We start from the raw sequence: 24,182 nt of genomic DNA, 5'->3' as shown, positions 1-24,182 counted from the left end.
ATGGCATGGAACAACCCTACGCGCTGACCAATCCGGTCTTCGCCGGTTTTCTCGTGGCCGCCGGGCTCATGATCCTGAAGCTGATGCTGCAGGGGTGGATCACCGTCTACCGGATGATCCACGCTGACGCGGGGCTGCTCAACCCCGAGGATCTGCTGCCGGGACCTGCCAACCGCGATCCGCGGCCAGAGCAGCTCGAGCCGAACGACTACGTCGAGCGGTCCCGCCGGGTGCAACGCAATGATCTCGAGAGCATCCCCGCCTTCCTCGCCGCCGGACTGCTCTACGTCGCGATCCGCCCGGCGCCGGCGCTCGCGTTCACGCTGTTCGCGGTCTTTGTCATCGCACGCCTCGCCCACACGATCGCCTACATGACGGGCCAGCGGCACGAAGTCCGCGCGACCCTGTTCTCCATCGGCTCGCTCGTCGTCGTCATCATGGCGATCCAGATCCTGATCGCGGGCCTCAGGGCCGGCTGATCCGGCCGCCACTGACCGGCCGGCGCGCCCCGGTCGTCGCGGGGGAAGAGGTGGCGAGGCCGCGTTCGACCCGCGCGGCGAGGAAGGCGAAGGCCTGCGCCTCCAGCATGTCACCGTCGAGCCCGACCGCCTCCACCGGATCGACCGCCGTGTTGGTCCGCTGCGTCAGCATCGCCATGATCGTCCGGTTTCGCCGCCCGCCGCCACAGACCAGCCAGCGCGTCGCGGGTTCGGGGAAATGCCGCGATGCCTCGGCGACGCAGGCGGCGGTCAGCGCGGCGAGCGTCGCGGCGCCGTCCTCGGGCGAAAGATGCGCGACGCGGTCGAGCCAGGCGTGGAAATCCTGCCGGTCGAGCGATTTCGGCGGCTTCCGCGTGATGTAGGGGTGGTCGCCGAGGTCGGCCAGCGCCGCCTCCTCCACCCGCCCCCGCCCCGCCACCGCGCCGCCGTGATCGAAGGCGGCACCGGTTCGGGCAGCGAGGAAATCGTCGATCAGCGCATTGCCGGGCCCGGTGTCGAAAGCCAGGAGAGCGCCTTCCGCCTCCGGCCCCACGGCACGGGGATCGACCCAGGTGACATTGCCGACGCCGCCGAGGTTGAGGAATGCCACCGGCGCCTCCGCCGCGATGAAACGGGCGCAGGCGAAATGGAAGAAGGGCACCAGCGGCGCGCCCTCGCCACCACTCGCCACATCGGCGGCGCGGAAATCCCAGACCACCGGCAGACCGGCCTCAGCCGCCAGCAGATCGCCCCGGCCCGCCTGATGCGTGCCCCTGCCGCGCGGAGCATGGGCGAGGGTCTGGCCGTGGAAGCCGACGAGATCGAGCCCCGCGAACCCCGCGACCGCCCGCGCATGGGTCGCGCGGACCAGCGCCTCGATTTCCGCCACCGCCGAGGCTTCCGGCCAGAGGCCGAGGCCGGCCCGCAGGATTTCGCGTTCGCGGGGCGTGTAGGGCTGGAACGCCGAGGGGCCGAAAGCGGCGATCACCTCGCCATCGGTCTCCAGCACGGCGGCGTCCACCCCGTCCATCGACGTGCCCGACATGAGCCCCAGAACCCGTTTCATCTCGGCCATGCCTCAGTCCGCCCTTTTCAATATCTGTCCATTGGCTATAGAAGCGCGATCTTCCGCGAGAAAGGACCGAAGCGATGACCTACCGACCGAGGAGCGATTTCCTGAACGTCATGGTCGCGCGCGGCTATCTCGCCGATTGCACCGACCTCGAAGGGCTCGACACCGCCCTGCTCGCGGGCGTGGTTCCCGCCTACATCGGCTATGACGCCACCGCGAAATCGCTGCATGTCGGGCATCTTCTCAACATCATGATGCTGCGCTGGTACCAGAAGACCGGCCACAAGCCGATCACGCTGATGGGCGGCGGCACGACCAAGGTGGGCGATCCGTCCTTCCGTTCGGAGGAACGGCCACTGCTCGACGACGCGGCGATCCAGGCGAATATCGACGGGATGCGGCGGGTCTTCGCGAAATACCTCGCCTATGGCGACGGCGCGACCGACGCCCGGATGATGAACAACGCCGAATGGCTCGACGATTTGAACTACCTCGCCTTCCTGCGCGATATCGGGCGGCATTTCTCGGTGAACCGGATGCTGTCCTTCGAGAGCGTCAAGTCGCGGCTCGACCGGGACCAGTCGCTGAGTTTCCTCGAATTCAACTACATGATCCTGCAGGCCTATGACTTCCTGGAGCTCAACCGCCGCCACGGCTGCCTGCTGCAGATGGGCGGCTCGGACCAGTGGGGCAACATCGTCAACGGCATCGACCTCACCCGGCGCGTTTCTGGGACGGAGATCTTCGGTCTGACCTCGCCGCTGCTCGCCACCTCTGACGGGCGCAAGATGGGCAAGTCGGCGGGGGGCGCGATCTGGCTCAACGGCGACATGCTCTCGCCCTACGAGTTCTGGCAGTTCTGGCGCAACACGACCGACGCGGATGTCGGGCGGTTCCTGAAGCTCTACACCGAACTGCCGGTCGAGGAATGCGACCGGCTCGGGAGCCTCGGCGGGTCGGAGATCAACGAGGCGAAAGTCGTGCTCGCGAACGCGGTGACGACGCTCTGCCACAGGGCCGAGGCGGCCGAGGCGGCCGAAGCGACGGCGCGGGCGGTCTTCGCGGAAGGCGGCGTCGGCGAGGCGCTGGAAGTCGTGACCCTGCCGGCTTCCGCGCTGGGCGCGGGGATCGCGAACACGCATCTGCTCGTCTCGACCGGCCTGGTGAAGTCCGGCAAGGAGGCGAAGCGGCTGATCGGCGAGAAGGGCCTTCGCCTCAACAACGAACTCGTCTCCGATCCGAACGGTATCGTGACCGCCGAGACGATCGGGGACGGGCTGAAGGTCTCGATCGGAAAGAAGCGACACGCGCTGGTGCGGGTCGAGGGGTGAGCGGGCGCGCCTGCCGGCGCGCGGCCGCGGTTCGCGGCCAAAGCGAGCGCGCGGGTGCGCGCGAGTCTTCTTGCGTGGAGACCGGCCTGTGGGCCGGTCTCTCGACTGCTCTCCAGGTTAGCAAACCTGTATGAAAGCCGTTGGCGCCAGGACAGCGGGCGGGATTACTTCACCGTGACATTCGTCATGTAGTCGGGTTCGGACACCGAGCCGTTCGGCCCGTCGCCGCGCGCGATCCGGTCCACCACATCCATGCCCGAGGCGACCTCGCCCACGACCGTATACTGACCGTCGAGGCTGGGCGCCGGAGCGAACATGATGAAGAACTGCGAATTCGCGCTGTTCGGGTCCTGGGCACGCGCCATGCCGACCGTGCCGCGCACGAAGGGCGTGTCGGAGAATTCCGCCGGCAGATCGGGGAGGTTCGACCCGCCCATGCCGGCCTGTCCGTCGCCGAAGGCGTCCTGGGTGCCGAACTGGACATCGCCGGTCTGCGCCATGAAGCCCTCGATCACGCGGTGGAAGGCCACGCCGTCATAGGCACCCTGCGCGGCGAGCTGCTTGATCTGCTCGACATGCTTCGGCGCGAGATCGGGACGGAGCGCGATCTCGATCGTGCCATCCGCCCCGCCGGATACCTCGATCACCAGCGTATTGCCCGGATCGGCGGCCAGCGCCACCGATCCAGGGCCGAGCGCGGCGGCGGCCGAGACCGCCAGCGCAAGGAAGCGGCGCCGGATCATGAGTCGGCCGCGACCTTGACGGAGATCATGCGATCGGGGCTCGCCGGCGGTTCGCCGCGGGTGATCGCATCGACATGCTCCATGCCCGAGACCACCCGGCCCCAGACCGTGTACTGACCGTTGAGGAAATGGCCTTCGCGGAACATGATGAAGAACTGCGAATTGCCGCTGTTCGGGTTCTGGCTGCGCGCCATGCCGACGACACCGCGGTCGAAGGGCAGTTTCGAGAACTCCGCCGGCAGGTTCGGCCGGCTCGATCCGCCGGTGCCGGCGCGGCGGATGTTGAAATCATCCTCCATGTCGCCGTTCGCCACGTCGCCGGTCTGGGCCATGAATCCCTCGATGACCCGGTGGAAGGCGACATTGTCGTATTCACCCCCGCGCGCGAGGGCCTTGATCTGCTCGACATGCTTCGGCGCCACGTCGGGCAGCATCTCGATCACCACGTCACCGTCCTTCAGCGTGATGATGAGCGTGTTCTCGGGATCGGTGATATCAGCCATCGTCTCCTCCAGGCTCGTTTCGCGGCGGACCCTAGGAGGTCTCCGCTCCGGGGGAAAGAGGCGATGCCGGGGCCCTCGGGCGTTTTTGACCGCGAGAGCAGCCGCCGGGGTCTTGGGTTCGAAAGCCTCAGCCCCCCGCGACCCGCGCCGCCGCGCCGCCCGCGGGGAGAAGGCGCTCGCTCAACGCGGTCTCGATGCGCGGAGAGACAAAGCCCGAAATATCGCCGCCGAGGCGGGCGATCTCCTTCACGAGGCGCGAGGCGATCGCCTGGTAATGCGCGTCGGCCATCAGGAACACGGTCTCGATCTCGTCGTTCATCGCCCGGTTCATGCCGACCATCTGGTATTCGTATTCGAAATCCGAAACGGCCCGGAGCCCGCGGATGATGATCGAGGCGCCGACATCGGCGGCGCAATGGATCAGCAGGTTCTCGAAAGGATGTACCCGTATCTCGGTGCCGGTCGATTCCGCGATGCCCGCGCATTCCTCCTCGACCATCGCCACCCGCTCCTCCAGCGGAAACAGCGGTCCCTTGTCGCGATTGATCGCGATGCCGATCACCAGACGATCCACCAGGGCGCAGGCGCGGCGGATGATCTCGGTATGTCCCAGGGTAATCGGGTCGAAAGTGCCTGGATAAAGTCCGATCCGCATGCCTCGTCCCCACCCGCGATGTTCCGACGCAGGCAACAGTATCGAGCGGGGCCGGTCAAGGCCCCTCTCGGGATTACCAGTTGTTGGCGATCATGCCGGTGAGGGCGCTGTTCTCCATCTCGATCTCCTCGAGCCGTGCCTTGACCACGTCGCCGATCGAGATCACGCCAACCATACGGTTCTCGTCGATCACGGGCATGTGGCGGAACCGGCCCTCGGTCATCTTGCCGAGCACCGCGTGGGCGGTGTCGTCGAGATGGCAGCCGATGACGGCGGCGGTCATGAGATCCTTGACCTGCGCGTCGAGGCAGGTCGCGCCGACGGCGACGAGTGCGCGGACGATGTCGCGTTCCGAGAGGATACCCTCCACGATCTCGCCGTCATCGGTAACGATCACGGCGCCGATCCGGTACTTCGCCAACATCTCGGCCGCTGCGCGAACCGTATCCTCACGCTTCACGGAAAGGATGTCACGACTCGGCTTGTTGCCAACAATGTTGCGAACAATCATATGTTTCTCCCGCGATGTTAATCTCTTCTCGATAATAGTCTCTCGCGCTGCAACACATCTGTCAAGCTGGACCATCGCCCAGTGCGAGACGCATGCGCCGCACGATGACATCGGCGACGCGATTGATGCGCGCCACACGCGCGTCATCCTGGTGCCGGATCAGGTAGAAGGACCGCCGCAACCGGATCTCGTCCGGCAGGACCGCCGTCAGTTCGGGGTGCTCGCGCGCCATGAAATCGGGCAGGATGCAGAGGCCTGCCCCGGCCTGGCACCAGCGGCGCTGGGTGATCAGGCTGTTCGAGGTCAGCGCCGGCTCCGCGTTCCGCCCGAGCAGCGCGTAGTAGTCGAGCTCCCGTTCGAAAACCATGTCGGAGATATATCCGATGCCCCTCAGGTCCGCGAGGTCCTCGAGCCGGTCGACCGGCGGGCGCGCCGCGAGGATTTCGTCGCGCACGTAGAGGCGCAGGTCGAAATCCGCGATCTTGCGAACCGTCAGCCGTCCGGCGGTGGGTGGCGAGACGCTGATCGCGAGATCGGCCTCGCGGCGCGACAGCACCGAACTGCGGGGCAGCGACACGCATTCGACGCGCAGATCCGGGTTGTCGCGGGAGAGCATGTCGCAGGCGTCGATCAGGAGATAGTGCGAAACGCCGTCCGGGGCGCCGACCCGCACCACGCCGGAGAGCTGCTCCGGATCGCCGCCGGCGAGCTCCACCGCCTCGCTGATCTGGCTCTCCATCGTCTGTGCATGAGCGACGAGGCCCCTGCCCGCTTCGGTCAGGATATAGCCGCGTCTGCCCCGGTCGAAGAGCTGCCGCCCCAGCCCCTCCTCGAGCGCCGCGACCCGACGCCCGACGGTCGCGGGATCGAGCCCGAGGCCCCGGCCGGCCGCGCCGAGCCGCCTGTGCCGGGCAACCGCGAGGAAGACGCGGAAATCGTCCCACCGAACCGAACTTTTTTGCATGGTACCCCCTGATTCGGATCATAGCATGCCTGTGTTTTTCGCAACCCCCGCGTCGGCTTCGGACGAGGGGTCCGCGCCCGGGTTCGGGCCAGGGCTCGCGCTCGCCCGGCTGTCGCGCCGACGGGCACGGGCGGCTAAGATGCGCCGGCGCCGAGGGGAATCATGCCGGCCCCGCGGAAGGAACCCGACTGGAGCGCGCAATGAGCGATATCTCGATACGCAAGGAAGGCCGCGCCGGCCGGATCACCCTGACCCGCCCCGAGGCGCTGAACGCGCTCACCCTCGAGATGGCGGCCGAGGTGACCGCCGCGCTGGACGCCTGGCGCGACGATGATTGCGTGGAACTGGTGCTCATGGATGCCGAGGGGGAGCGCGCCTTCTGCGCCGGTGGCGATATCGCCTATATCTACCGCACCAGCCTGACCGGCGATTTCGCGAGCGGACGGCGCTTCTTCACCGTGGAATACTGGATGAACGCGACGATCGCGCGCTATCCGAAGCCGGTCGTGGTGCTCGCCCAGGGCTTCGTGCTCGGCGGCGGCGTCGGGCTTTCGGGCCATGCGCGGCATCGCGTGCTGGGCGAGTCGACGCGGGTCGCGATGCCGGAATGCCCGATCGGCCTCATTCCCGATGTCGGAGGCTCGCTGCTCCTCGGCCTCGCGCCCGGCCGTCTCGGGGAATATCTCGGCCTTTCGGCGGATCGGATGGACCCCGGCGACGCGCTGCGCGCCGGGTTCTTCGACCATTTCGTGCCGGAGGCTGACTGGCCCCGGCTGACGGCCGAACTCGTCGGCTCCGGCGATCCGGGCGCGATCGGCGCCTTCGCGAAGCCGGCTCCGGAACCGTCGCTGCTTCCCCATTTCGACACGATCGAGGACGCCTTCTCGGCGCCCGACCTGCGCACGCTCGCCGGAAGGCTCGAAGCGACGGACTGGGGGCACGAGGTGCTGCGCAGGATCCGGGGTTCGTCGCCGCTCTCGCTGGCCTGCGCGCTGGAGCTCATCCGCGCGGCGCGTGCCGAGCCGGGGATCGAGGCGGCGCTGAGGCGCGAGTACCGCTTCACCTACCGCGCCGGAAGCCGGGGCGAGATGATCGAAGGCGTGCGCGCGGCAATCATCGACAAGGATCGCGCGCCGGTCTGGCGCGACTCCTTGGGCAGTCTGCGCGCCGAGGAGGTATCGGCGATGCTGGCCCCGCTCGGCGCCGAGGAACTGAGGCTGCCCGAGCCCGATGCCATGGCTGGATGAGGTCCCTTGAATGCTCCGCGCCGCTCTCGCCTCCACCCTCCTGCTCACACCGGTCGCGGTCGCGGCCTCGCCCGTCGACGACCTGCTCGCGGCGGCGGCCTGGACCTGCGCCGGGATCGACGGCGGCGAGATGACGGCGCCCGAGGGGGCGGTAACCTCCGTCGATCTCTCCGGCGACGGCGCGGCGGACGCGGTCGTGGACGAGAGCCGGCTGGCCTGCTCCACCGCCGCCTCCGCCTTCCGCGGCTCCGGCGGCTGCATGGTCCACGCGGTGGTGGGTGACAAGGTGACGAGCTGGCTCGCGACCGGTTGGCGGATCATCGACTGGAACCAGGACCGAATCCTGCTGATCGGCCGCGACGGTGGCGACTGCGGCGGGATCGGCGCCGAACGCTGCTACGAGGCGGTGGCCTGGAGCGATGGCCGCTTCCTGACCGTCGCGCCCCCGGACACCACGCCGCCGGACACCACGCCGCTGGACAGCGCCGAGTAAGGCTATTCCGCCGCGACGCGTCTCGCCGAGAGCAGCGAGGCGAGATAATGGCCGGTGTGGCTCTCCGCGACCTTGGCGATCTCCTCGGGCGTTCCGGTCGCGACCACCGTGCCGCCGCCGTCACCACCCTCGGGGCCGATGTCGATGAGATGGTCGGCGGTCTTGATGACGTCGAGATTGTGCTCGATCACCACGACCGTATTCCCCTGCTCCACCAGTTCGTGCAGCACTTCGAGAAGCTTCTTGGTATCCTCGAAATGCAGGCCCGTGGTCGGCTCGTCGAGGATGTAGAGCGTGCGGCCAGTGGAGCGTCGCGCCAGTTCCTTCGAGAGCTTCACGCGTTGCGCCTCGCCGCCCGAGAGCGTCGTCGCCTGCTGCCCGACCTTGATGTAGCCGAGGCCCACGCGCATCAGCGTCGTCATCTTCTCGCGGATCGAGGGCACGGCGGAGAAGAACGCCTCGGCGTCCTCCACCGTCATGTCGAGCACATCGGCGATACTCTTGCCCTTGAACAGCACCTCCAGCGTCTCGCGATTGTAGCGCTTGCCCTGGCAGGTCTCGCAGGTCACGTAGACGTCGGGCAGGAAGTGCATCTCGATCTTGATGACGCCATCGCCCTGACAGGCCTCGCAGCGACCGCCCTTCACGTTGAACGAGAACCGCCCCGGCTTGTAACCGCGCGCCTTCGCCTCCGGGAGCCCGGCGAACCAGTCGCGGATCGGGCCGAAGGCGCCGGTATAGGTCGCGGGATTCGAGCGCGGGGTGCGGCCGATCGGCGACTGGTCGATGTCGATCACCTTGTCGAGGTTTTCGAGTCCGCGCACCTCGTCGCAGGGCGCGGGCGTCTGCCGCGCGCCGTTCAGGCGCATCGAGGCGGTCTTGAACAGGGTTTCGATCGTCAGCGTTGATTTCCCGCCGCCCGAGACCCCGGTGACACAGGTGAAGGTGCCGAGTGGAAATTCCGCCGTGACGCCGCGCAGGTTGTTGCCGGTCGCGTTCTTCACGATGACCGACTTGCCGTTGCCCGGCCGCCGCTCGGGCGGAACACCGATCTCGCGCGCGCCGGTCAGGTACTGGCCGGTGATCGACTCCGCGCTGGCGGCGATCTCCTCCGGCGTGCCGGCGACGATGACCTGCCCGCCGTGAACGCCCGCTCCCGGTCCGATGTCGATCACATGATCGGCCTCGCGGATCGCCTCCTCGTCGTGCTCGACCACGATCACCGTATTGCCCGCGTCGCGCAGGTTCTTCAGCGTCGTGAGCAGCCGGCCGTTGTCGCGCTGGTGCAACCCGATCGAGGGCTCGTCGAGCACATAGAGCACCCCCGTCAGCCCGCTGCCGATCTGCGAGGCGAGCCGGATGCGCTGGCTCTCCCCGCCCGAGAGCGTGCCCGCGTTGCGCGCCAGCGTCAGATAGTCGAGGCCCACATTGACGAGAAAGCCGAGCCGCTCGCGGATTTCCTTCAGGATCGCCCGCGCGATCTCGTTCTTCTGCGCCGTCAGGCTGCCCGGCACCGTCTCGATCCAGTCGAGCGACTCGCGGATCGATTTCTCGACCACTTCGCCGACATGGAGCCCGGCGATCTTCACCGCCAGCGCCTCGGGCTTCAGCCGATAGCCCTCGCAGACGCCGCAGCGGCGGTTGTTCTGGTAGCGTTCCATCTCCTCGCGCGACCAGCTCGAATCGGTCTCGCGATAGCGCCGCTCCATGTTGGGGATCACGCCCTCGAAAGCGCGCTCGATCTCGTAGACCCGGCCGCCCTCGTCATAGCGGAACTTGATCTTCTCGCCCTTCGAGCCCTGGAGCAGCACGTCGCGCGCGTCTTCCGGCAGGTCGCGCCAGCGCTTCCTCGCGTCGAAACCATAGTGTTTCGCCAGCGCCTCGATCGTCTGCTTGTAATAGGGCGACTGCCCCTTCGACCACGGCAGGATCGCGCCCTTCAGAAGCGGCAGGCTCTCGTCCGGGACGATCAGCCGCGGATCGAAGAAGAGCTCAACCCCGAGCCCGTCGCAGGACGGGCAGGCGCCGAAGGGTGCGTTGAAAGAGAAGAGCCGCGGTTCGATCTCCGGGATGGTGAAGCCCGAGACCGGACAGGCGAAATTCTCCGAGAAGGTGATCCGCTCCGCCTCCGGCGCCGTGCCGTCGTCATTCGGCGCGGGCGCGGTTTCGAGAATCGCGATCCCGTCCGCGAGGTCAAGCGCGGTGCGAAGCGAATCGGCGAGCCGCGTCTCCAGCCCTTCGCGGACCACGATCCGGTCCACCACCACGTCGATGTTGTGGCGGAACTTCTTGTCCAGCGTCGGCGGGCTGTCGAGCTCGTGGAACTCGCCGTTCACCTTGACGCGCTGGAAGCCCTTCTTCAGAAGCTCTTGGAATTCCTTGCGATATTCGCCCTTCCGGTCGCGCACGATCGGCGCGAGCAGATAGGCGCGCGTACCTTCCGGCAGGCCCATGGTGATATCGACCATCTGGCTCACCTGCTGCGCCTCGATCGGCAGGCCGGTCGCGGGGCTGTAGGGCGTGCCGGCGCGGGCGAAGAGCAGACGGAGGTAGTCATAGATCTCCGTCACCGTGCCGACCGTGGAGCGCGGGTTCTTCGAGGTCGTCTTCTGCTCGATCGAGATCGCCGGGCTGAGGCCGGAGATATGGTCCACGTCGGGCTTCTGCATCATGTCGAGGAACTGCCGCGCATAGGCGCTCAGCGATTCCACGTAGCGCCGCTGCCCCTCGGCGTAGATCGTGTCGAAGGCGAGGCTCGACTTGCCCGAGCCCGACAGACCGGTGATCACCACCAGCTCGTCGCGGGGGATGTCGAGGTCGATCGACTTCAGGTTATGCTCGCGCGCGCCGCGGATCTCGATGAACTTCTGTTCAGCCATGCCAGGGTTCCCAAAGGACAGGCGTTACATAACGTCTCCCGCCGGATTTGCGAGTCCGCTTCAGGAGAGAACAAAACGAGATCAAACGCAAGTCCTCCCGGCCGGGCCGGGAGTTCCGACGCCGGTTTCGGGCCGCGCAGCGTATGCGTCAAACTGTCGCGGGCCGCGCCCGGGCGAGCCACCACGACCGGCTCGCCGCGCAGAGATAGAGCGAGGCGATCCCCGCCACCAGCAGCAGCTCCCGGCCCATCGGCGAGGGCGAATAGAAGCTCAGCAGCGCCGCGAGGGCGTAATAGACGATGATGTGGAAGGTGAAGACATGGAGCGAGTGCCGCCCGAGCAGGACCAGCGCCGGCCGGGTGAAGAACCAGTTCACCCCGGCCGAGAGCCGGCGAATCCAGGCGAGCGGGTCCGTCGCGCCGTTGCGAAGCAGCCAGACCACGATGAAGAGGTCGATCAGGAAGGCGATCGGATAGACGACGCCAAGCACGGCGCGCGGGCTGCGCAGCAGCATCCGCTCGGTATAGCCCTCGCCGAGCAGACGGAATTCGACGATGAGATCGAAGATCCCGAGCAGCGTCATGCCGCCGAGCGCGATGAAGAAGGTGACGCGGAACTGCGGCTGGTCGAGGAAGTCGAGGTTGAGCCGCCCCTCGGTGAACCGGAAGCCGACGAAGAGCCCGCTGAAGAACAGCGCCTGCCAGCCCAGCATGTTGAAGAAGAGGCCGAACCGCGCCGGAATCCCCTCGGCGATGAAGTAGTTCTCCAGCGCGTACATGCCCTTCCCCGTCAGGCTCGTCTGCGCCGCGAGCCAGGCGAGGATCACGAGCGCGAAATAGGGTGCCACCATGTCCCGGTGCAGCAGTTTCATCGCGAAGGGCGTGACAAGCAGGAAGACGATGTACATCGGCAGGATGCCCATGTTCGCCGAGGAGGAGACGAGCAGCAGGCTTCCGGCGGTGAAGGTGACGGGCGCGTCGAGATAGGGCTGAAAGTCGACCGGCGCCCGCGTGCCGAGCGCGAAGGCGGCGCCGAGCGCGAGCAGGATCAGAGTGACCTGATGCGCGTAGATCTGCCGGGCTCGGGCAAAGACCCGACCGAAGGCCTCGCGGACGCTCGGATGCGCGAGGAAGCGGCGGCCGTAGACCATCCCCGCCACGAGACCCGAGAGAAAGACGAAGCCCTGCGCGTCCTCGACCCAGCCGAAATTCTTGTGATGGACGACGCCGACCCAGGTCCGGAGCAGACCGTCGAAATGCGCGATGGCCATGAAGATGAGGAAGAAACCCCGGAATCCGTCGAAGATCTCGTACCGCCGCATTCCCACCCCCCCGGGTTCGCGTCCTCGCGCGAGTCCCTTCGGGAGGACTCGGGCAGCGTGATCGGCATGATGCCGACCCTGCCACGCAAGCCCGCAATATTGCATTATCGGCGGCTTGGGGCCAGCCTTAACGGCCCAGGATCTTCTTCACATATTGCTGCGTTTCGGCATAGGGGGGCACGCCCTTGTACTTCTCGACCGCGCCGGGACCGGCGTTGTAGGCGGCGAGCGCAAGTCGCCAGTTGCCGAACTTCCGGTACTGTTCGCTCAGGTATCGGGCGCCGCCCTCGAGGTTCTCGCGCGGGTCGTGCGGATCGACGCCGAGGATCTGCGCGGTTCCGGGCATGAGCTGCGCGAGGCCGATCGCGCCCTTGGTGGATTTCGCGGAAGGCCGGAACCGCGATTCCTGATGCACGAGGCGCAGGAACAGATCCTCGGGCACGCGATGCTTGCGCGCCGCCGCGCGGGCCATGGCCTCGAAGGCGCCGGGCGAGCCGGTGAAGGCGGGAATGCCGGCGGTATCGTCGGTCTCGAGACCGCGCGGCCGCCTCGGCTGGCCCTCGAGCATCCCCGGCACCGGCTGCCGGATCAGTTGCCGGTATTCGGGAGACAGGCTCGACTGGTTCCTGAGCAGCGCGCTCAGCGACGCATCGGCCATCGCCGGTCCGCACAGCGCCAGACCTACGCCGAGCGCGATCAGTGTTCTTCTCATCGTCCCTCGTCTTGTCCTGGCGGCCTGCTCGCGACCTGCCCGCCACCGCCCGGCCTGCGCCGTATTGCGCGGCAATATGCCAAGCTTTTAACCATCTGTCAGCCTTGGAATTGGAGCGCGCGCCGCGCACCGGGCCGCGAGGGAGAATCGTGCCTCGCCGGACCGGAGAGTTGCGCGGTGGCATCGTGACTCTTCCGCCGCGACGCGCTACCGACAGCCCTGATCTCGCAAGGAAGGACGAAACCGATGGCAGGCAGCGTGAACAAGGTGATCCTGATCGGCAATCTCGGTCAGGATCCGGAGGTCAGGACCTTCGGCAACGGGGGCAAGGTCTGCAACCTCCGGGTCGCGACCTCGGAGACATGGCGCGACAAGAATTCGGGCGAGCGGCGGGAGCGAACCGAATGGCACTCGGTCGCGATCTTCTCCGAGCCGCTGGTCCGCGTCGCGGAGCAGTATCTGCGCAAGGGTTCGAAGGTCTATCTCGAAGGCCAGCTCGAAACCCGCAAATGGCAGGACCAGTCCGGCCAGGACCGCTACACGACCGAGGTGGTGCTGCGCCCCTTCCGCTCGGAACTGACGATGCTCGACGGCCGGAGCGAAGGCTCGGGCGGCGGCTATGGCGACGAGCGCCGGGGCGGCGGCGGTTATTCCGACGACCGCCGGGGCGGCGGCTATGGCGAGAACCGCGGCCCCGCGGGCGGGCTCGACGACGAGATCCCGTTCTAGATTTCTGGTCCGGGAACTCGATGGCGCGATCCGACGCCCCCGGCAGGATCGCCCGGCGCGCCGACCTCCAGAAGCTATCAGCTCTCGCCGATCAGCCGGCGACCGATCGTCGCCTCCCAGGCGGCCCGAGCCGTGGCCTTGACCGGATGCCGAACACTGGACGGCCGGCGCGGCCGCCCGGTTGCCCGGCCCTGAGTTTCCTATGAAACGCGGTGCCGGAGCTCACCTCCCCGGACCCCGCGGGCGCGGACCATTCAGATCGCGGCCCAATCCTTGAACGTCCAGCCGCCAGCCGGCTTCACCGGCGCGGGCGCGCTCTTGGACGGAGGTTCCGTTTCTTGCTGCTTCGTCTCACTCTTCTTCACGTTCACGCGGTCCATTTCCATTTACTCCACAACCACCCTGCCTCCCCAATCGGCGGGAAAGCGCCTACCAGTATACAACCAACACGAGGGGCAGCTTATTGGCCCTTGGTCGTAATGCTCAGGATTTAGGCGTTGCCGTGACGTTTCCGCAACGGCGCGCGAGGTCACGAAACGACACGTTCGCGAGAGCGCGAGCGGCGCGCAGCCCGGACCGCGCGTGCGAAGAGCCTCTGGAAAAATGCACCAAAGCCAGCCGATTGCCTTTGCTGCGGCGCGGCGAAGTGACGAACCCGATCCGTCAGGCTGATCGAGGGTCAGGAGTCGGAACATGCGCGACCGGCGTCGGATGGGCCGCGCCGGTCGCAAGACGAAAGTGTCGCGGGCTACCGGTTCAGGCGGCCGCCCGCGCGGACTCGGGGGGCTTGGGGAGGCGAATCAGCATGATCGCGGGGTTGCCGATCCCCTCGCGACTCACCGTCTCGGCCAGTGCGCCAAGCGTCGCGCGATGGACCCGCGCATCGGGTGAGCCGGCCCGCTCGACGATCTCGACCCTGCTGCCGGGCGGCGCGCCGGCGCCGATGAGCGCGTCGCGGATGCCCCCGGCCGCGCCGACGCCCATGTAGAGCGCGAGCGTGGTGCCGGGGCGCGCCAGGCTCGCCCAGTCGGGTGCTGGGTCGCCGGGCCGCGTGACGCCGGTGGTGAGCACCAGACTGTCGTAGCGGCCGCGTTCGGTCAGGAAGCCGCCGAGCTCGGCGGCGGCGGCCGAGGCGGCGGTGACGCCCGGCACGATCTCCCAGGGCACGCCCGCCGCGTCGCAGGCCTCCCCCTCCTCAGCGCCGCGGGCGAAGATGCCGGGATCGCCGCATTTCAGGCGCACGACGCGCTTGCCGGCGCGGGCGGCGGCTGTGACGACGCCATTGATCCGCTCCTGCGGCCAGGAGGTCGCGCCGGGGGCCTTGCCGACATAGATGCGCTCGGCGTCGCGGCGCGCGAGTTCCAAGAGGTCGGGATCGACCAGCCGGTCGTAGAAGATCACATCGGCCTCCTGCAGCCGCTGGACCCCCCGAAGCGTGATCAGGTCGCGCGATCCCGGGCCCGCGCCGACGAGGCTCACGAAACCGCCGCTTTCGCCCGCGCCGCCCTCATCCGTCCAACCGTCGCCGATGGCGGCCTTCAGGAGCCGCGCCGCCTCGGATTCGGCGCCGCGCGCATGGGCGCGGCGCGGGCCGCCGGTGAAGGCCCAGGCCCAGAAGGCCCGGCGCCGCGCGGGCGCGATCCGCGCCGCCACCTCGTCGCGGAGCCGGCCGGCGAGCGCGACCAGATCGCCGAGCCGGGGTTCCAGCATCGTCTCGACCGCCGTCTTGACCTGCCGCGCCAGCACCGGCGCCGCGCCCTCGGTGCCGATCGCGACGACGAGCGGGTCGCGGTCTACGATCGAGGGCGTGTAGGCGTCGCAAAGCTCGGGCGCGTCCACGACATTGGTCACGACCCCCGCCGCCCGGCAGAGCCCGGCGAGCCGCGCATCTTCCTCCGCCTCGCCGGTCGCGACGAAGGCGAGGGCCGCGTTGGCGAAGATTCCGGGCGAAGGCTCCGGTACATGGCTGGCCCGGCCGCGGGCGACCAGCGCGGCGAGCTCGGGCTCGAGCGCCGGGGCGCAGAGCACGATCTCCGCCTCGGTCTTCAGCATCAGCCGCGCCTTTTGCGCCGCCTGCTCGCCGCCACCGAGGATCACCACCCGGCGGCCGGCCATCTTCAGGAACATCGGGAAGGTCTTCATCGGCGGGACTCCTCGGGAAGCGGCTTACTCGGCGGGGACGGTGAAGCGGGCGGCGTCGGTACGAGGGGCGTCGATCCGGGGAGCGGCGCGGCTGTGGGTCATGTAGAGCGTCAGGCCCGGATCAGCGTGTCGCGGGTGGACATGAAGATCTTCGCCTCGCCGGCGTCGACCATCCTGGTGACGAAATCCTTGGGAGCGACATAGGACATCGGAAGGTCTCCGCTGCTATTCGGCCGCGACGCGCGGCGCATGGGTGGCAAGGAGGGATTTGAGTTCGGGGCGGCAGGAGCCGCAGTTGGAGCCGGCCTTGAGCGCGGCCCCTATGGTTTCGACGCAGACCACCTCGCCACGCGCGATCGCACCGGTGATCGTGTTGACGCCGACGCCGTAGCAGACGCAGACGATGGCGCCCTTGTCCTCCTGCGCGGCGCCGGGGCGGCCGGCGAGGAGCCGGGGCGGGTCCTCGGTCTCGAAGGCTTCGACGACATGGGCGCGGGCGACCTCGACCGGCTCGGGCGCGACGAAGAGCGCGGCGACCACCCTGCCCTTCTCGACGAGCGCGATCCGCGCCGTGCCGCGCGCGCGATCCTCGAAGGACACGATCTTGGCGTCGGGGGTTCCGAAGATGCGCCGGGTCTCGGCGGCCCAGTCCTCGGGCGCCGCGAGGCCCGCGAGTTCCGCGCGCCAGCCGAAGGCGGTCGGAGCGATGGCCCAGTAGTCCGTCGCGGGCTCAGGCCGACTGCGGGAGACGGCGAAACCGTACCAGGCGGCATCGAGGCGCCGGATCTCGACGCGCCCCATCTTCGAGGCGGGCTGTCCCGAATGCGGATCGACCCGCGCGGGCACCAGCGCGTCGACGCGGGCCCGGGCGGCGAATTCGCCCGACCAGTGCATCGGCACGAAGATGTCGCCCGGTTGCACGCGGTCGGTCACGAGCGCGCGGACGATGGCGCGGCCATGCGGGCTCGTGAGTTCGACAAGATCGGCGGGACCGATGCCGCGCAGGCCCGCGTCGGCCGGATGGATCTCTGCGAAGGGCTCCGAGACATGCTGGCCGAGGCGCGGCGCGCGGCCGGTCCGGGTCATCGTGTGCCACTGGTCGCGCACGCGGCCGGTGTTGAGCGTGAGCGGGAACCGTGGCGCCCGCGTTTCCGGCGTGGCTTGCGTGACGGCGATCATCCGCCCCTTGCGGTCGGGGGTGAAGAAGCCGCCTTCGGCGAAGAACCGCGCTTCGCCCCCCACCGGCCATTGCGCGGGCGCCATCGTGTCGTAGTCGGCGTCGATCAGCGCCGAGATGTCGAAATCGCGGCCCTCGGCGGCGGCCAGCGCCGAGAGCGCGGCATATTCGCGGAAGATCTCCGCCGGGCTCTCGTAGGCGAAGGCTTCCGCATGGCCGAGGCGGCGGCCGACCTCGGCGAGCGCCCACCAGTCCGGCCGCGCCTCGCCGGGCGCGGGGAGGAAGGCGCGCTGCCGCGAGACCCGGCGTTCGGAATTGGTGACGGTGCCGGATTTCTCGCCCCAGCCCAGCGCGGGAAGCAGCACATCCGCGCGGCGCGCGGTGTCGGTCGTCGGGAACATGTCCGAGACGACGACGAGCGGCACCTTGCCGAGCGCCTCGGCGACCGCGTCGGCCTCGGGCATCGAGACGACAGGGTTGGTGCCAATGACCCAGAGCACCTCGATCTCGCCCCGGCCGCAGGCGCGGAAGAGATCAACCGCCTTCAGCCCCGGCTTCGTCGCGAGCCTCGTCGCGTTCCAGAACTGGCCGACGAGGAAGCGGTGCGTGGGGTTCTCGATATCGAGATGCGCGGCCAGCATGTTGGCGAGCCCGCCGACCTCGCGCCCGCCCATCGCATTGGGCTGGCCGGTGACGGAGAACGGTCCCATGCCGGGGCGGCCGATCCGGCCCGTGGCGAGGTGGCAGTTGATGATCGCATTGACCTTGTCGGTTCCCGCCTGCGACTGGTTCACGCCCTGGCTGTAGACGGTGACGACGCGCTTGGTGCCGATCCAGAGGTCGAGAAAGCGCGCGAGATCCTCCGGCGCGAGCCCGGTCATCGCCGGATCGGTGGCGCTCGCGGATTCGAGCGCGACGTCGAGGCCAGTGACATGCGCGTCGAGATAGGCGGCGTCGGCCGCGCCTCGCCGGGCGATCTCCGCGAGCAGCGCGTTGAAGAGCGCCACATCGGTATCGGCGCGGAGCGCGAGATGAAGGTCGGCGAGATCGGTGGTCGCGGTGCGCCGCGGATCGACGGTGACGACCTTCATCCCCGGCCGCGCGGCCTTGGCGGCGGCGAGGCGCTGGTAAAGGACTGGATGGCACCAGGCGAGATTCGAGCCGACGAGGACCACCAGATCGGCTTCCTCCAGATCCTCGTAGGTGCCGGGCACGGTGTCGGTGCCGAAGGCCCGGCGGTGGCCCGCGACGGAGGAGGCCATGCAGAGCCGCGAATTGGTGTCGATATTCGCCGCGCCAATGAAGCCCTTCATGAGCTTGTTGGCGACGTAGTAGTCCTCGGTCAGCATCTGGCCGGAGCCGTAGATCGCGACGCTCTCCGGCCCCCGCGTCTCGATCGCCGACCGGATGCGGGCGGCGACGAGGTTGAGCGCCGCGTCCCAGCCGGCGGCCTCGCCACCGATGCGGGGGGTGAGCAGCCGCCCTTCGAGCCCGACCGTCTGACCGAGCGCCGATCCCTTCGAGCAGAGCCGTCCGAAATTCGCCGGATGCTCCGCGTCGCCGGTGATGGCGACACCGCCCGCGCCGTCCGGGGTCGCAAGGACGCCGCAGCCGACGCCGCAATAGGGGCAGGTGGTGCGGATTGGGGCGGCGCGCATCTCTCTCAACTCCGGAGCGCGGCGGGGTCGAGCAGGATGCGGCCAGCCTCCACGCGCACCTGATGGGTGCGGACCTGGCCTTCGTCGGCGCCTTGCGCGGAGCCGGTCTCCAGCGAGATCACCAGGCTGTGCAGCGGGCAGGTCACCTTGTAGCCGTGCACGATCCCGTCCGAGAGCGGACCGCCCTTGTGCGGGCAGCGGTCATCGATCGCGAAGACGCTGTCATCCGCCGCGCGGAAGACCGCGAGGCAGCCGCGCGGGGTTTTCACCACGCGTCCGCCGCGGACCGGAATGTCGGTCAGGGCGCCGATGTCGAGCCAACCTTGGATCATCGCGTTCATGTTCACCTCCGGAGCACGCGCGCCCGAGGGCGCGGGCCGGCCTTTGCCGGCCAGGCGGGGCGCGCGGGTGCGCGCGAGTCTGTTTGGCTGGTTCCGCGCCTGTTGGCGCGAAACGACTGCTCTCCAGGTTTCAAGGCCGTATGAAGACCCTCGGCACGCCGGGGGTCATGGGGCCGCGGGTTCATTCGGCCGCCCTGATCGTCAGATCGGCCAGCGGTTCGAACTCCCGCCTGCCCTCGCCCTCGACGCGGTCGGCCCAGGGGTCGCGCTGGTAAATCGTCTGGCTGTGGTCGAAGCGGGTGACGAGCGCCATCCGGCTCTGCAGGTCGTCGACCACGCGGGCCTTGATCCAGTCGAGCCCGACCTTCTCGATCCAGCGGTAGGGCCGGTCGAGATATTTCGCGTGCTCGCGGTAGAGCTGGACGAAGGCGACGGTGATATCCATCGCTTCCTCCTCGGTCTTCGCGGTCGCGATCACCTCGGTCTGCTTGAGGTCGAGCCCCGCCGCGCCGCCGACGCCGATGTTGTATCCCGCGTCGGTGCAGACGATGCCGACGTCCTTGCAGGTCGCCTCGGCGCAGTTTCGCGGGCAGCCAGAGACCGCCATCTTGACCTTGTGCGGCGTCCAGGAACCCCAGAGCCGCTTTTCGAGGCGGATGCCGAGGCCGGTCGAATCCTGCGTGCCGAAGCGGCAGAAGTCGGTGCCGACGCAGGTCTTCACCGTACGCAGGCCCTTGGTATAGGCATGGCCCGAGACGAGGCCGGCGGCGTTGAGATCCGCCCACATCTCGGGCAGGTCCTCCTTCTTCACGCCCAGCAGGTCGAGGCGCTGGCCGCCGGTGACCTTGACCATCGGCACGTTGTATTTCTCGGCCGCGTCGGCGATGGCGCGCAATTCGCCCGGCGTGGTGACGCCGCCCCACATCCTCGGCACCACCGAGAAGGTGCCGTCCTTCTGGATGTTGGCATGGGCACGTTCGTTGATGAACCGCGACTGCGCGTCGTCCACATAGTCGTCCGGCCAGTCGGCGATCAGGTAGAAGTTCAGCGCCGGGCGGCAGGAGGGGCAGCCGCAGGAGGTCTTCCAGCCGAGTTCCTGCCAGACGGCGGGCATCGACTTCAGTTCCTTCGACTTGATGAGCCGGCGCACATCCTCATGCGTGAGCTCGGTGCATTTGCACATCGGCTTCGCCGTCGGCAGGACGAAACCGTCGCCGAGCGTCGAGGCCAGCACCTGCTCCACGAGCCCGGTGCACTGGCCGCAGGAGGAGCTTGCCTTCGTGCTGGCGCGCACCTCGTCGAGGGTGGAGAGCCCGCCCCCGGTGATGGCCTCTACGATCTTCCCCTTGCAGACGCCGTTGCAACCGCAGATCTCCGCCTCATCGGGCAAGGCTGCAACGGCCGCCATAGGGTCCAGCGCGGCCCCCCCGGCATAGGCGGGGCCGAAGATCAGCGTGTCGCGGCCGGCGGCGATATCCTCCTTGCCCTTGATCTTGGAGAGGAACCACGATCCGTCGGCGGTGTCGCCGTACATGACCGCGCCGATGATCGCATTGTCCTTGAGGACGAGGCGCTTGTAGACGCCGCGGGCGGCGTCGCGGAACACGATCTCCTCGCGGTCCTCGCCCTCGCCGAAATCGCCCGCCGAGAAGAGGTCGCAGCCGGTGACCTTGAGCTTGGTCGAAAGTTCGACCGGCACGAAGGCCGCCTCGTCGTCCAGCAGCGTCCGGGCGGCGACCTTCGCCTGATCGTAGAGCGGCGCCACGAGACCGTAGAGCATGCCCCGGTGCTCGACGCATTCACCGATCGCAAGAATGTCCGGGTCCGAGGTGCGCATCGCGTCGTCGACGGTGATGCCGCGCTCGATCTCTATCGCGGCGTCGCGGGCGAGCCGGGTCTCGGGCCGGATGCCGACGGCCATCACGACGATATCGGCGTCGTAGACGGTTCCATCCTCGAGCAGCACGGCCTCGACGCGGTTGTTGCCGAGGATCGCCTTGGTCTGGGCCTTGCAGTGGACCTTGATGCCGCGGCGCTCCAGATCCTTGCCGAGCAGGTAGCCGGCCGAGGGATCGAGCTGGCGCTCCATCAGATGGCCCATGACATGGAGGACCACGACCTCCATGCCGCGCAGCCGGAGGCCGGCGGCGGCTTCGAGGCCGAGCAGGCCGCCGCCGATCACCACCGCCTTCGCCTGTGGCATCTCGGCGACCGTGAGCATCCTTTCCACATCGTCGATGTCGCGGAAGGCGATGACGCCTTCGAGATCGTTGCCGGGCAGAGGCAGGATGAACGGGTAGGAGCCGGTGGCGAGCAGGAGCTTGTCATAGGGCGTCTCGCCGCCCTTCGAGACGACGACCTTGCGCTCGCGGTCGATCCTGGTGATGGACTCGCCGAAGCGTGTCTCGACCTTGTTCGCCGCGTACCAGGCGTCGTCGTGGGTGACGATCTCCTCGTAACTCTTCTCGCCCGAGAGCACGGGCGAGAGCATCAGGCGGTTGTAGTTGCCCCTGGGCTCACCGTTGAAGAGCGTGACCTCATAGGCGTCCGGATCGGTTTCGAACAGGTGCTCCAGCGCACGGCCCGAGGCCATGCCGGCACCGACGACGACGAGTTTGCGCGTCATGTGATTTCCCTCGGCTGTCAGTAGAACCAGGCGACGACGCGCGTCACCTCGCCATGCTGGTGGATGGGGAGCGCGACGACGCCCGCGTAGCGGGTGCCGGCGGGCAGGGCGGCGGGGCTGGCCTCGGCGACGGGCGTGCCGGTCGCGAGCGCGCGGCCGACCGGGCCCTGCCAGGCCTCGATCCGGCGTTCGCGCGTCCAGAGCGGGCCCTCGACATCGCAGAGCCCGTCGGCGAGCGTCGCACTGCCCTTCTGGCCGCCCCGGCCGGGTTTCACGTCCCAGATCTCGAAGCGCCGGGCGATCGGCGTCTCGCGCGCCGAAAGCAGCGTCACGACGAAATCGCCGGCGGCGGGCGAAGGCGCCGGGATGCCGAGGCCGGTCGAAAGCCCGGCCCGGGCGGCGCTCTCGGCGCGCAGGAATCCCGAGCCGGAGCTCAGGTCGCGCATCAGCATCGGCGCGCGCGCGCCCCAGACGCCACCGGGCAGGCCCTTGCCGCGTTCGAAGGTCGTGCGTTCGGAGATCTCGCGGAACGCCTCCGCCGGACCGTAGGAGCCGGTGTCGAGCGTCATGACCGAGTCCGGCCCGGCTTGGGCGTGCCAGACCTCGACCGCGCCCGCGCCTTCGCCCCGGAAGAGCACGAGGACGCCGCGGAGCGCCGCCCCGCAGAAGACCGGTAGCGCGACGGCGGCCACGAGCCCAGCGCCGCGCGCCGCCTCGGCGCGGAAGAAGCGCGGGTCGGCGAGATCGGTCAGCACGATCGGGCGCGCTTCCGACCAGGCGCGGCCGGGCAGCCCCTCGCCGCGCGCGAAACCGTGCTCGCCGCTCAGGCCCGCGAAGGCATCATGCGCGCCGCAGCTTCCCTCGGCCCGGACGAGATATTCGCCCGCCGGATCGGGAACCCAGACCTCGGCGGCCTGGATGAAGGTCGCGCGTTCGAGCGTCATCATCACGCCACCTCTTTCTTCGGATGGGCGCCATGCTCGTATTCCTCGAGGAATTCGAGCACCGAGGCGCGGTAGCGGTAGTAGTCGGAATGCTCGACCAGCGCCTTGCGGGTGCGCGGGCGCGGCAGGTCCACGTCCACGATCCGGCCGATGGTGGCTTCCGGGCCGTTGGTCATCATCACCACCCGCTCGGAGAGCAGGATCGCCTCGTCCACATCGTGAGTCACGCAGATCGCGGTGACGCGCGTCTGCGACCAGACCTCCATCAGCACTTCCTGCAGTTCCCAGCGGGTCAGGCTGTCGAGCATGCCGAAGGGCTCGTCGAGCAGCAGGAGCTTCGGCGAGAGCGCGAAGGCGCGGGCGATGCCGACGCGCTGACGCATGCCGTTCGACATGTCGGCGGCGAGACGGTCCATCGCATCGCCGAGCCCGACCTTTTCGAGATAGTATTCCACCACCTCCTGCCGTTCGGCGCGGGTCGCCTTCGGATAGACCCGGTGGGCGCCGATGGCGACGTTCTCCTTGGCGGTCAGCCAGGGCATCAGGTTCGGGCTCTGGAACACCACGGCGCGCTCCGGGTCGGCGCCCTGGACGTGGGTGCCGTCGAGCACGATGGCGCCGGACGAGATGCCGTTGAGGCCGGCGGCCATGGTCAGCACGGTGGACTTGCCGCAGCCGGAATGCCCGATCACCGAGACGAACTCGCCCCGCTTCATGGTGAGGTTGTAGTCCTTCACCACGGTGAGCGGCCCCTTCGGCGTCGCATAGGTCTTGTAGAGCTGCGAGAAATGGAGATAGCGGTCGTCGCCGATCATCGGCTTCGGCGCCGCCTTGGCATAGGCCGAGGGCAGCGCGTGGCGCGGGGTGACCACGGGAAGCTGGCGCACCGAGGGCGCCTTCGCGGCGATCCCGACTTCCATGAGGTACTGGGTGATCTCGGCGCGGAGCGACTTGAAGACCGGATTGTCGTTGAGGCTCATCCGGTCGCGTGGCCGGGGCAGCGTGACCTTCACATCCGGCCCCAGCGTGCCGTCCGGGTTCAGGACCAGCACGCGGTCCGCGAGGATCAGCGCCTCGTCCACGTCGTTGGTGATCATGAGGACCGTGCGGCGCTCCGCCTCCCAGATCCGCTCGATCTCGTCGGCGAGATTGGCGCGCGTGAGCGCGTCGAGCGCGGAGAGCGGCTCGTCCATGAGCAGCATCTCCGGCTCCATGGCGAGCGCCCTCGCCACCGCGACGCGCTGGCGCATGCCGCCCGAAAGCTCGGAAGGCTTGCGGTCGCGGGCATGCGAGAGACCCACCATCGCCACGTAACGATCGACCAGCGCGGCCCGTTCGGCCTTCCCGCCCTTGTGCACCGCGTCCACCGCGAGGCGGATGTTGTCGGTGACCGAGAGCCACGGCATCAGCGCGTAGGACTGGAAGACCAGCGCGCGCTCCGGGCTCGGCTGGGTGACGGGGGCGCCCTTAAAGGTCACGAAACCGCTGTCGGGCGCGGTGAGCCCCGCGACGAGGTTGACGAGCGTGGTCTTGCCGGTGCCGGAGAAGCCGAGGACGGCGACGAACTGGCCGGGTTCGATCGAGAGGGAGATGTCCTTCAGGACCGGGTGTCCCCCATGGCCCTTGCTGACGTTTGCGAGTTCGAGAATGGGCAT

The 24,182-nt window shown here is 68.5% G+C and carries 21 protein-coding genes; 5 read left to right on the top strand and 16 right to left on the bottom strand.

What is annotated here, in order from left to right; genetic code table 11:
• Positions 1 to 5: 5 nt before the first annotated feature.
• Positions 6 to 479: an MAPEG family protein gene (locus tag ACLJK8_RS09255; RefSeq protein WP_413149911.1), complete on the top strand. Its 474-nt coding sequence runs from the start codon at positions 6 to 8 to the stop codon at positions 477 to 479.
• Here the strand turns inward: ACLJK8_RS09255 and ACLJK8_RS09250 are convergent.
• Positions 466 to 1,545, bottom strand: coding sequence for an anhydro-N-acetylmuramic acid kinase (locus ACLJK8_RS09250; RefSeq protein ID WP_413149910.1), 1,080 nt, complete (start codon positions 1,543 to 1,545; stop codon positions 466 to 468). The genes ACLJK8_RS09255 and ACLJK8_RS09250 overlap by 14 nt on opposite strands.
• 83 nt (positions 1,546 to 1,628) lie before the next feature.
• On the opposite strand from ACLJK8_RS09250, the gene tyrS reads away from it, so the two are divergent.
• The gene (gene tyrS / locus ACLJK8_RS09245; RefSeq protein WP_413149909.1) at positions 1,629 to 2,882 is read left to right on the top strand and encodes a tyrosine--tRNA ligase; all 1,254 of its coding nucleotides are present in this window, start codon (positions 1,629 to 1,631) and stop codon (positions 2,880 to 2,882) included.
• Positions 2,883 to 3,046: 164 nt separating this feature from the next.
• On the opposite strand, the gene ACLJK8_RS09240 is transcribed toward tyrS, so the two are convergent.
• The 5 genes from ACLJK8_RS09240 to ACLJK8_RS09220 form a co-directional block, all read right to left on the bottom strand.
• Positions 3,047 to 3,625: a peptidylprolyl isomerase gene (locus ACLJK8_RS09240; protein WP_413149908.1), complete on the bottom strand. Its 579-nt coding sequence runs from the start codon at positions 3,623 to 3,625 to the stop codon at positions 3,047 to 3,049.
• Complete coding sequence (locus ACLJK8_RS09235; protein ID WP_413149907.1) at positions 3,622 to 4,128, bottom strand: peptidylprolyl isomerase; 507 nt, start codon at positions 4,126 to 4,128, stop codon at positions 3,622 to 3,624. The genes ACLJK8_RS09240 and ACLJK8_RS09235 overlap by 4 nt, the downstream gene beginning before the upstream one ends.
• Before the next feature lie 127 nt (positions 4,129 to 4,255).
• A complete protein-coding gene (coaD, locus tag ACLJK8_RS09230) occupies positions 4,256 to 4,783 on the bottom strand; it encodes a pantetheine-phosphate adenylyltransferase (protein WP_413149906.1) in 528 nt (175 codons plus the stop codon).
• 73 nt (positions 4,784 to 4,856) lie between these two features.
• A complete protein-coding gene (locus ACLJK8_RS09225) occupies positions 4,857 to 5,294 on the bottom strand; it encodes a CBS domain-containing protein (RefSeq protein WP_413149905.1) in 438 nt (145 codons plus the stop codon).
• A gap of 61 nt (positions 5,295 to 5,355) precedes the next feature.
• A complete protein-coding gene (locus tag ACLJK8_RS09220) occupies positions 5,356 to 6,258 on the bottom strand; it encodes a LysR family transcriptional regulator (protein WP_413149904.1) in 903 nt (300 codons plus the stop codon).
• A gap of 200 nt (positions 6,259 to 6,458) precedes the next feature.
• On the opposite strand from ACLJK8_RS09220, the gene ACLJK8_RS09215 reads away from it, so the two are divergent.
• A complete protein-coding gene (locus ACLJK8_RS09215) occupies positions 6,459 to 7,505 on the top strand; it encodes an enoyl-CoA hydratase/isomerase family protein (protein ID WP_413149903.1) in 1,047 nt (348 codons plus the stop codon).
• A gap of 10 nt (positions 7,506 to 7,515) precedes the next feature.
• Positions 7,516 to 7,998 (top strand): hypothetical protein, encoded by a 483-nt coding sequence (locus tag ACLJK8_RS09210; RefSeq protein ID WP_413149902.1) that lies wholly within the window; start codon positions 7,516 to 7,518, stop codon positions 7,996 to 7,998.
• 2 nt (positions 7,999 to 8,000) lie between these two features.
• On the opposite strand, the gene uvrA is transcribed toward ACLJK8_RS09210, so the two are convergent.
• The 3 genes from uvrA to ACLJK8_RS09195 form a co-directional block, all read right to left on the bottom strand.
• A complete protein-coding gene (gene uvrA / locus ACLJK8_RS09205; RefSeq protein ID WP_413149901.1) occupies positions 8,001 to 10,877 on the bottom strand; it encodes an excinuclease ABC subunit UvrA in 2,877 nt (958 codons plus the stop codon).
• Positions 10,878 to 11,025: 148 nt separating this feature from the next.
• Positions 11,026 to 12,198 (bottom strand): OpgC domain-containing protein, encoded by a 1,173-nt coding sequence (gene opgC, locus ACLJK8_RS09200; protein ID WP_413149900.1) that lies wholly within the window; start codon positions 12,196 to 12,198, stop codon positions 11,026 to 11,028.
• Positions 12,199 to 12,325: 127 nt separating this feature from the next.
• Positions 12,326 to 12,910 (bottom strand): lytic transglycosylase domain-containing protein, encoded by a 585-nt coding sequence (locus tag ACLJK8_RS09195; protein WP_413149899.1) that lies wholly within the window; start codon positions 12,908 to 12,910, stop codon positions 12,326 to 12,328.
• 246 nt (positions 12,911 to 13,156) lie between these two features.
• On the opposite strand from ACLJK8_RS09195, the gene ssb reads away from it, so the two are divergent.
• A complete protein-coding gene (gene ssb / locus ACLJK8_RS09190) occupies positions 13,157 to 13,639 on the top strand; it encodes a single-stranded DNA-binding protein (protein ID WP_413149898.1) in 483 nt (160 codons plus the stop codon).
• A 254-nt stretch (positions 13,640 to 13,893) separates the two neighbouring features.
• Here ssb and ACLJK8_RS09185 read toward each other — a convergent pair whose 3' ends face one another.
• The 7 genes from ACLJK8_RS09185 to ACLJK8_RS09155 all read right to left on the bottom strand — a co-directional run bounded on the left by ACLJK8_RS09185 (position 13,894) and on the right by ACLJK8_RS09155 (position 24,182).
• Positions 13,894 to 14,019, bottom strand: a complete 126-nt coding sequence (locus tag ACLJK8_RS09185) for a hypothetical protein (protein WP_413149897.1) — start codon at positions 14,017 to 14,019, stop codon at positions 13,894 to 13,896.
• A gap of 376 nt (positions 14,020 to 14,395) precedes the next feature.
• Entirely contained in the window at positions 14,396 to 15,781 is a 1,386-nt protein-coding gene (gene cysG / locus ACLJK8_RS09180) for a siroheme synthase CysG (RefSeq protein WP_413149896.1), read from the bottom strand.
• A 225-nt stretch (positions 15,782 to 16,006) separates the two neighbouring features.
• On the bottom strand, positions 16,007 to 18,616 hold the full coding sequence (locus ACLJK8_RS09175) for a molybdopterin-dependent oxidoreductase (protein ID WP_413149895.1): 2,610 nt from the start codon (positions 18,614 to 18,616) through the stop codon (positions 16,007 to 16,009).
• A gap of 5 nt (positions 18,617 to 18,621) precedes the next feature.
• The gene (nirD, locus tag ACLJK8_RS09170) at positions 18,622 to 18,948 is read right to left on the bottom strand and encodes a nitrite reductase small subunit NirD (RefSeq protein ID WP_413149938.1); all 327 of its coding nucleotides are present in this window, start codon (positions 18,946 to 18,948) and stop codon (positions 18,622 to 18,624) included.
• A gap of 190 nt (positions 18,949 to 19,138) precedes the next feature.
• On the bottom strand, positions 19,139 to 21,583 hold the full coding sequence (gene nirB, locus ACLJK8_RS09165) for a nitrite reductase large subunit NirB (RefSeq protein ID WP_413149894.1): 2,445 nt from the start codon (positions 21,581 to 21,583) through the stop codon (positions 19,139 to 19,141).
• A 17-nt stretch (positions 21,584 to 21,600) separates the two neighbouring features.
• A complete protein-coding gene (locus ACLJK8_RS09160; protein ID WP_413149893.1) occupies positions 21,601 to 22,530 on the bottom strand; it encodes a GAF domain-containing protein in 930 nt (309 codons plus the stop codon).
• On the bottom strand, positions 22,530 to 24,182 hold the full coding sequence (locus tag ACLJK8_RS09155; protein WP_413149892.1) for an ABC transporter ATP-binding protein: 1,653 nt from the start codon (positions 24,180 to 24,182) through the stop codon (positions 22,530 to 22,532). Before ACLJK8_RS09155 ends, ACLJK8_RS09160 begins: the two co-directional genes overlap by 1 nt.

The sequence above is a fragment of the Amaricoccus sp. W119 genome (assembly GCF_047275745.1).
In the GTDB taxonomy this organism is placed as follows: Bacteria; Pseudomonadota; Alphaproteobacteria; order Rhodobacterales; family Rhodobacteraceae; genus Amaricoccus.
The sequence above is the reverse complement of the archived record's forward strand: the minus strand, read 5'-3'. Positions and strand labels throughout refer to the sequence as shown.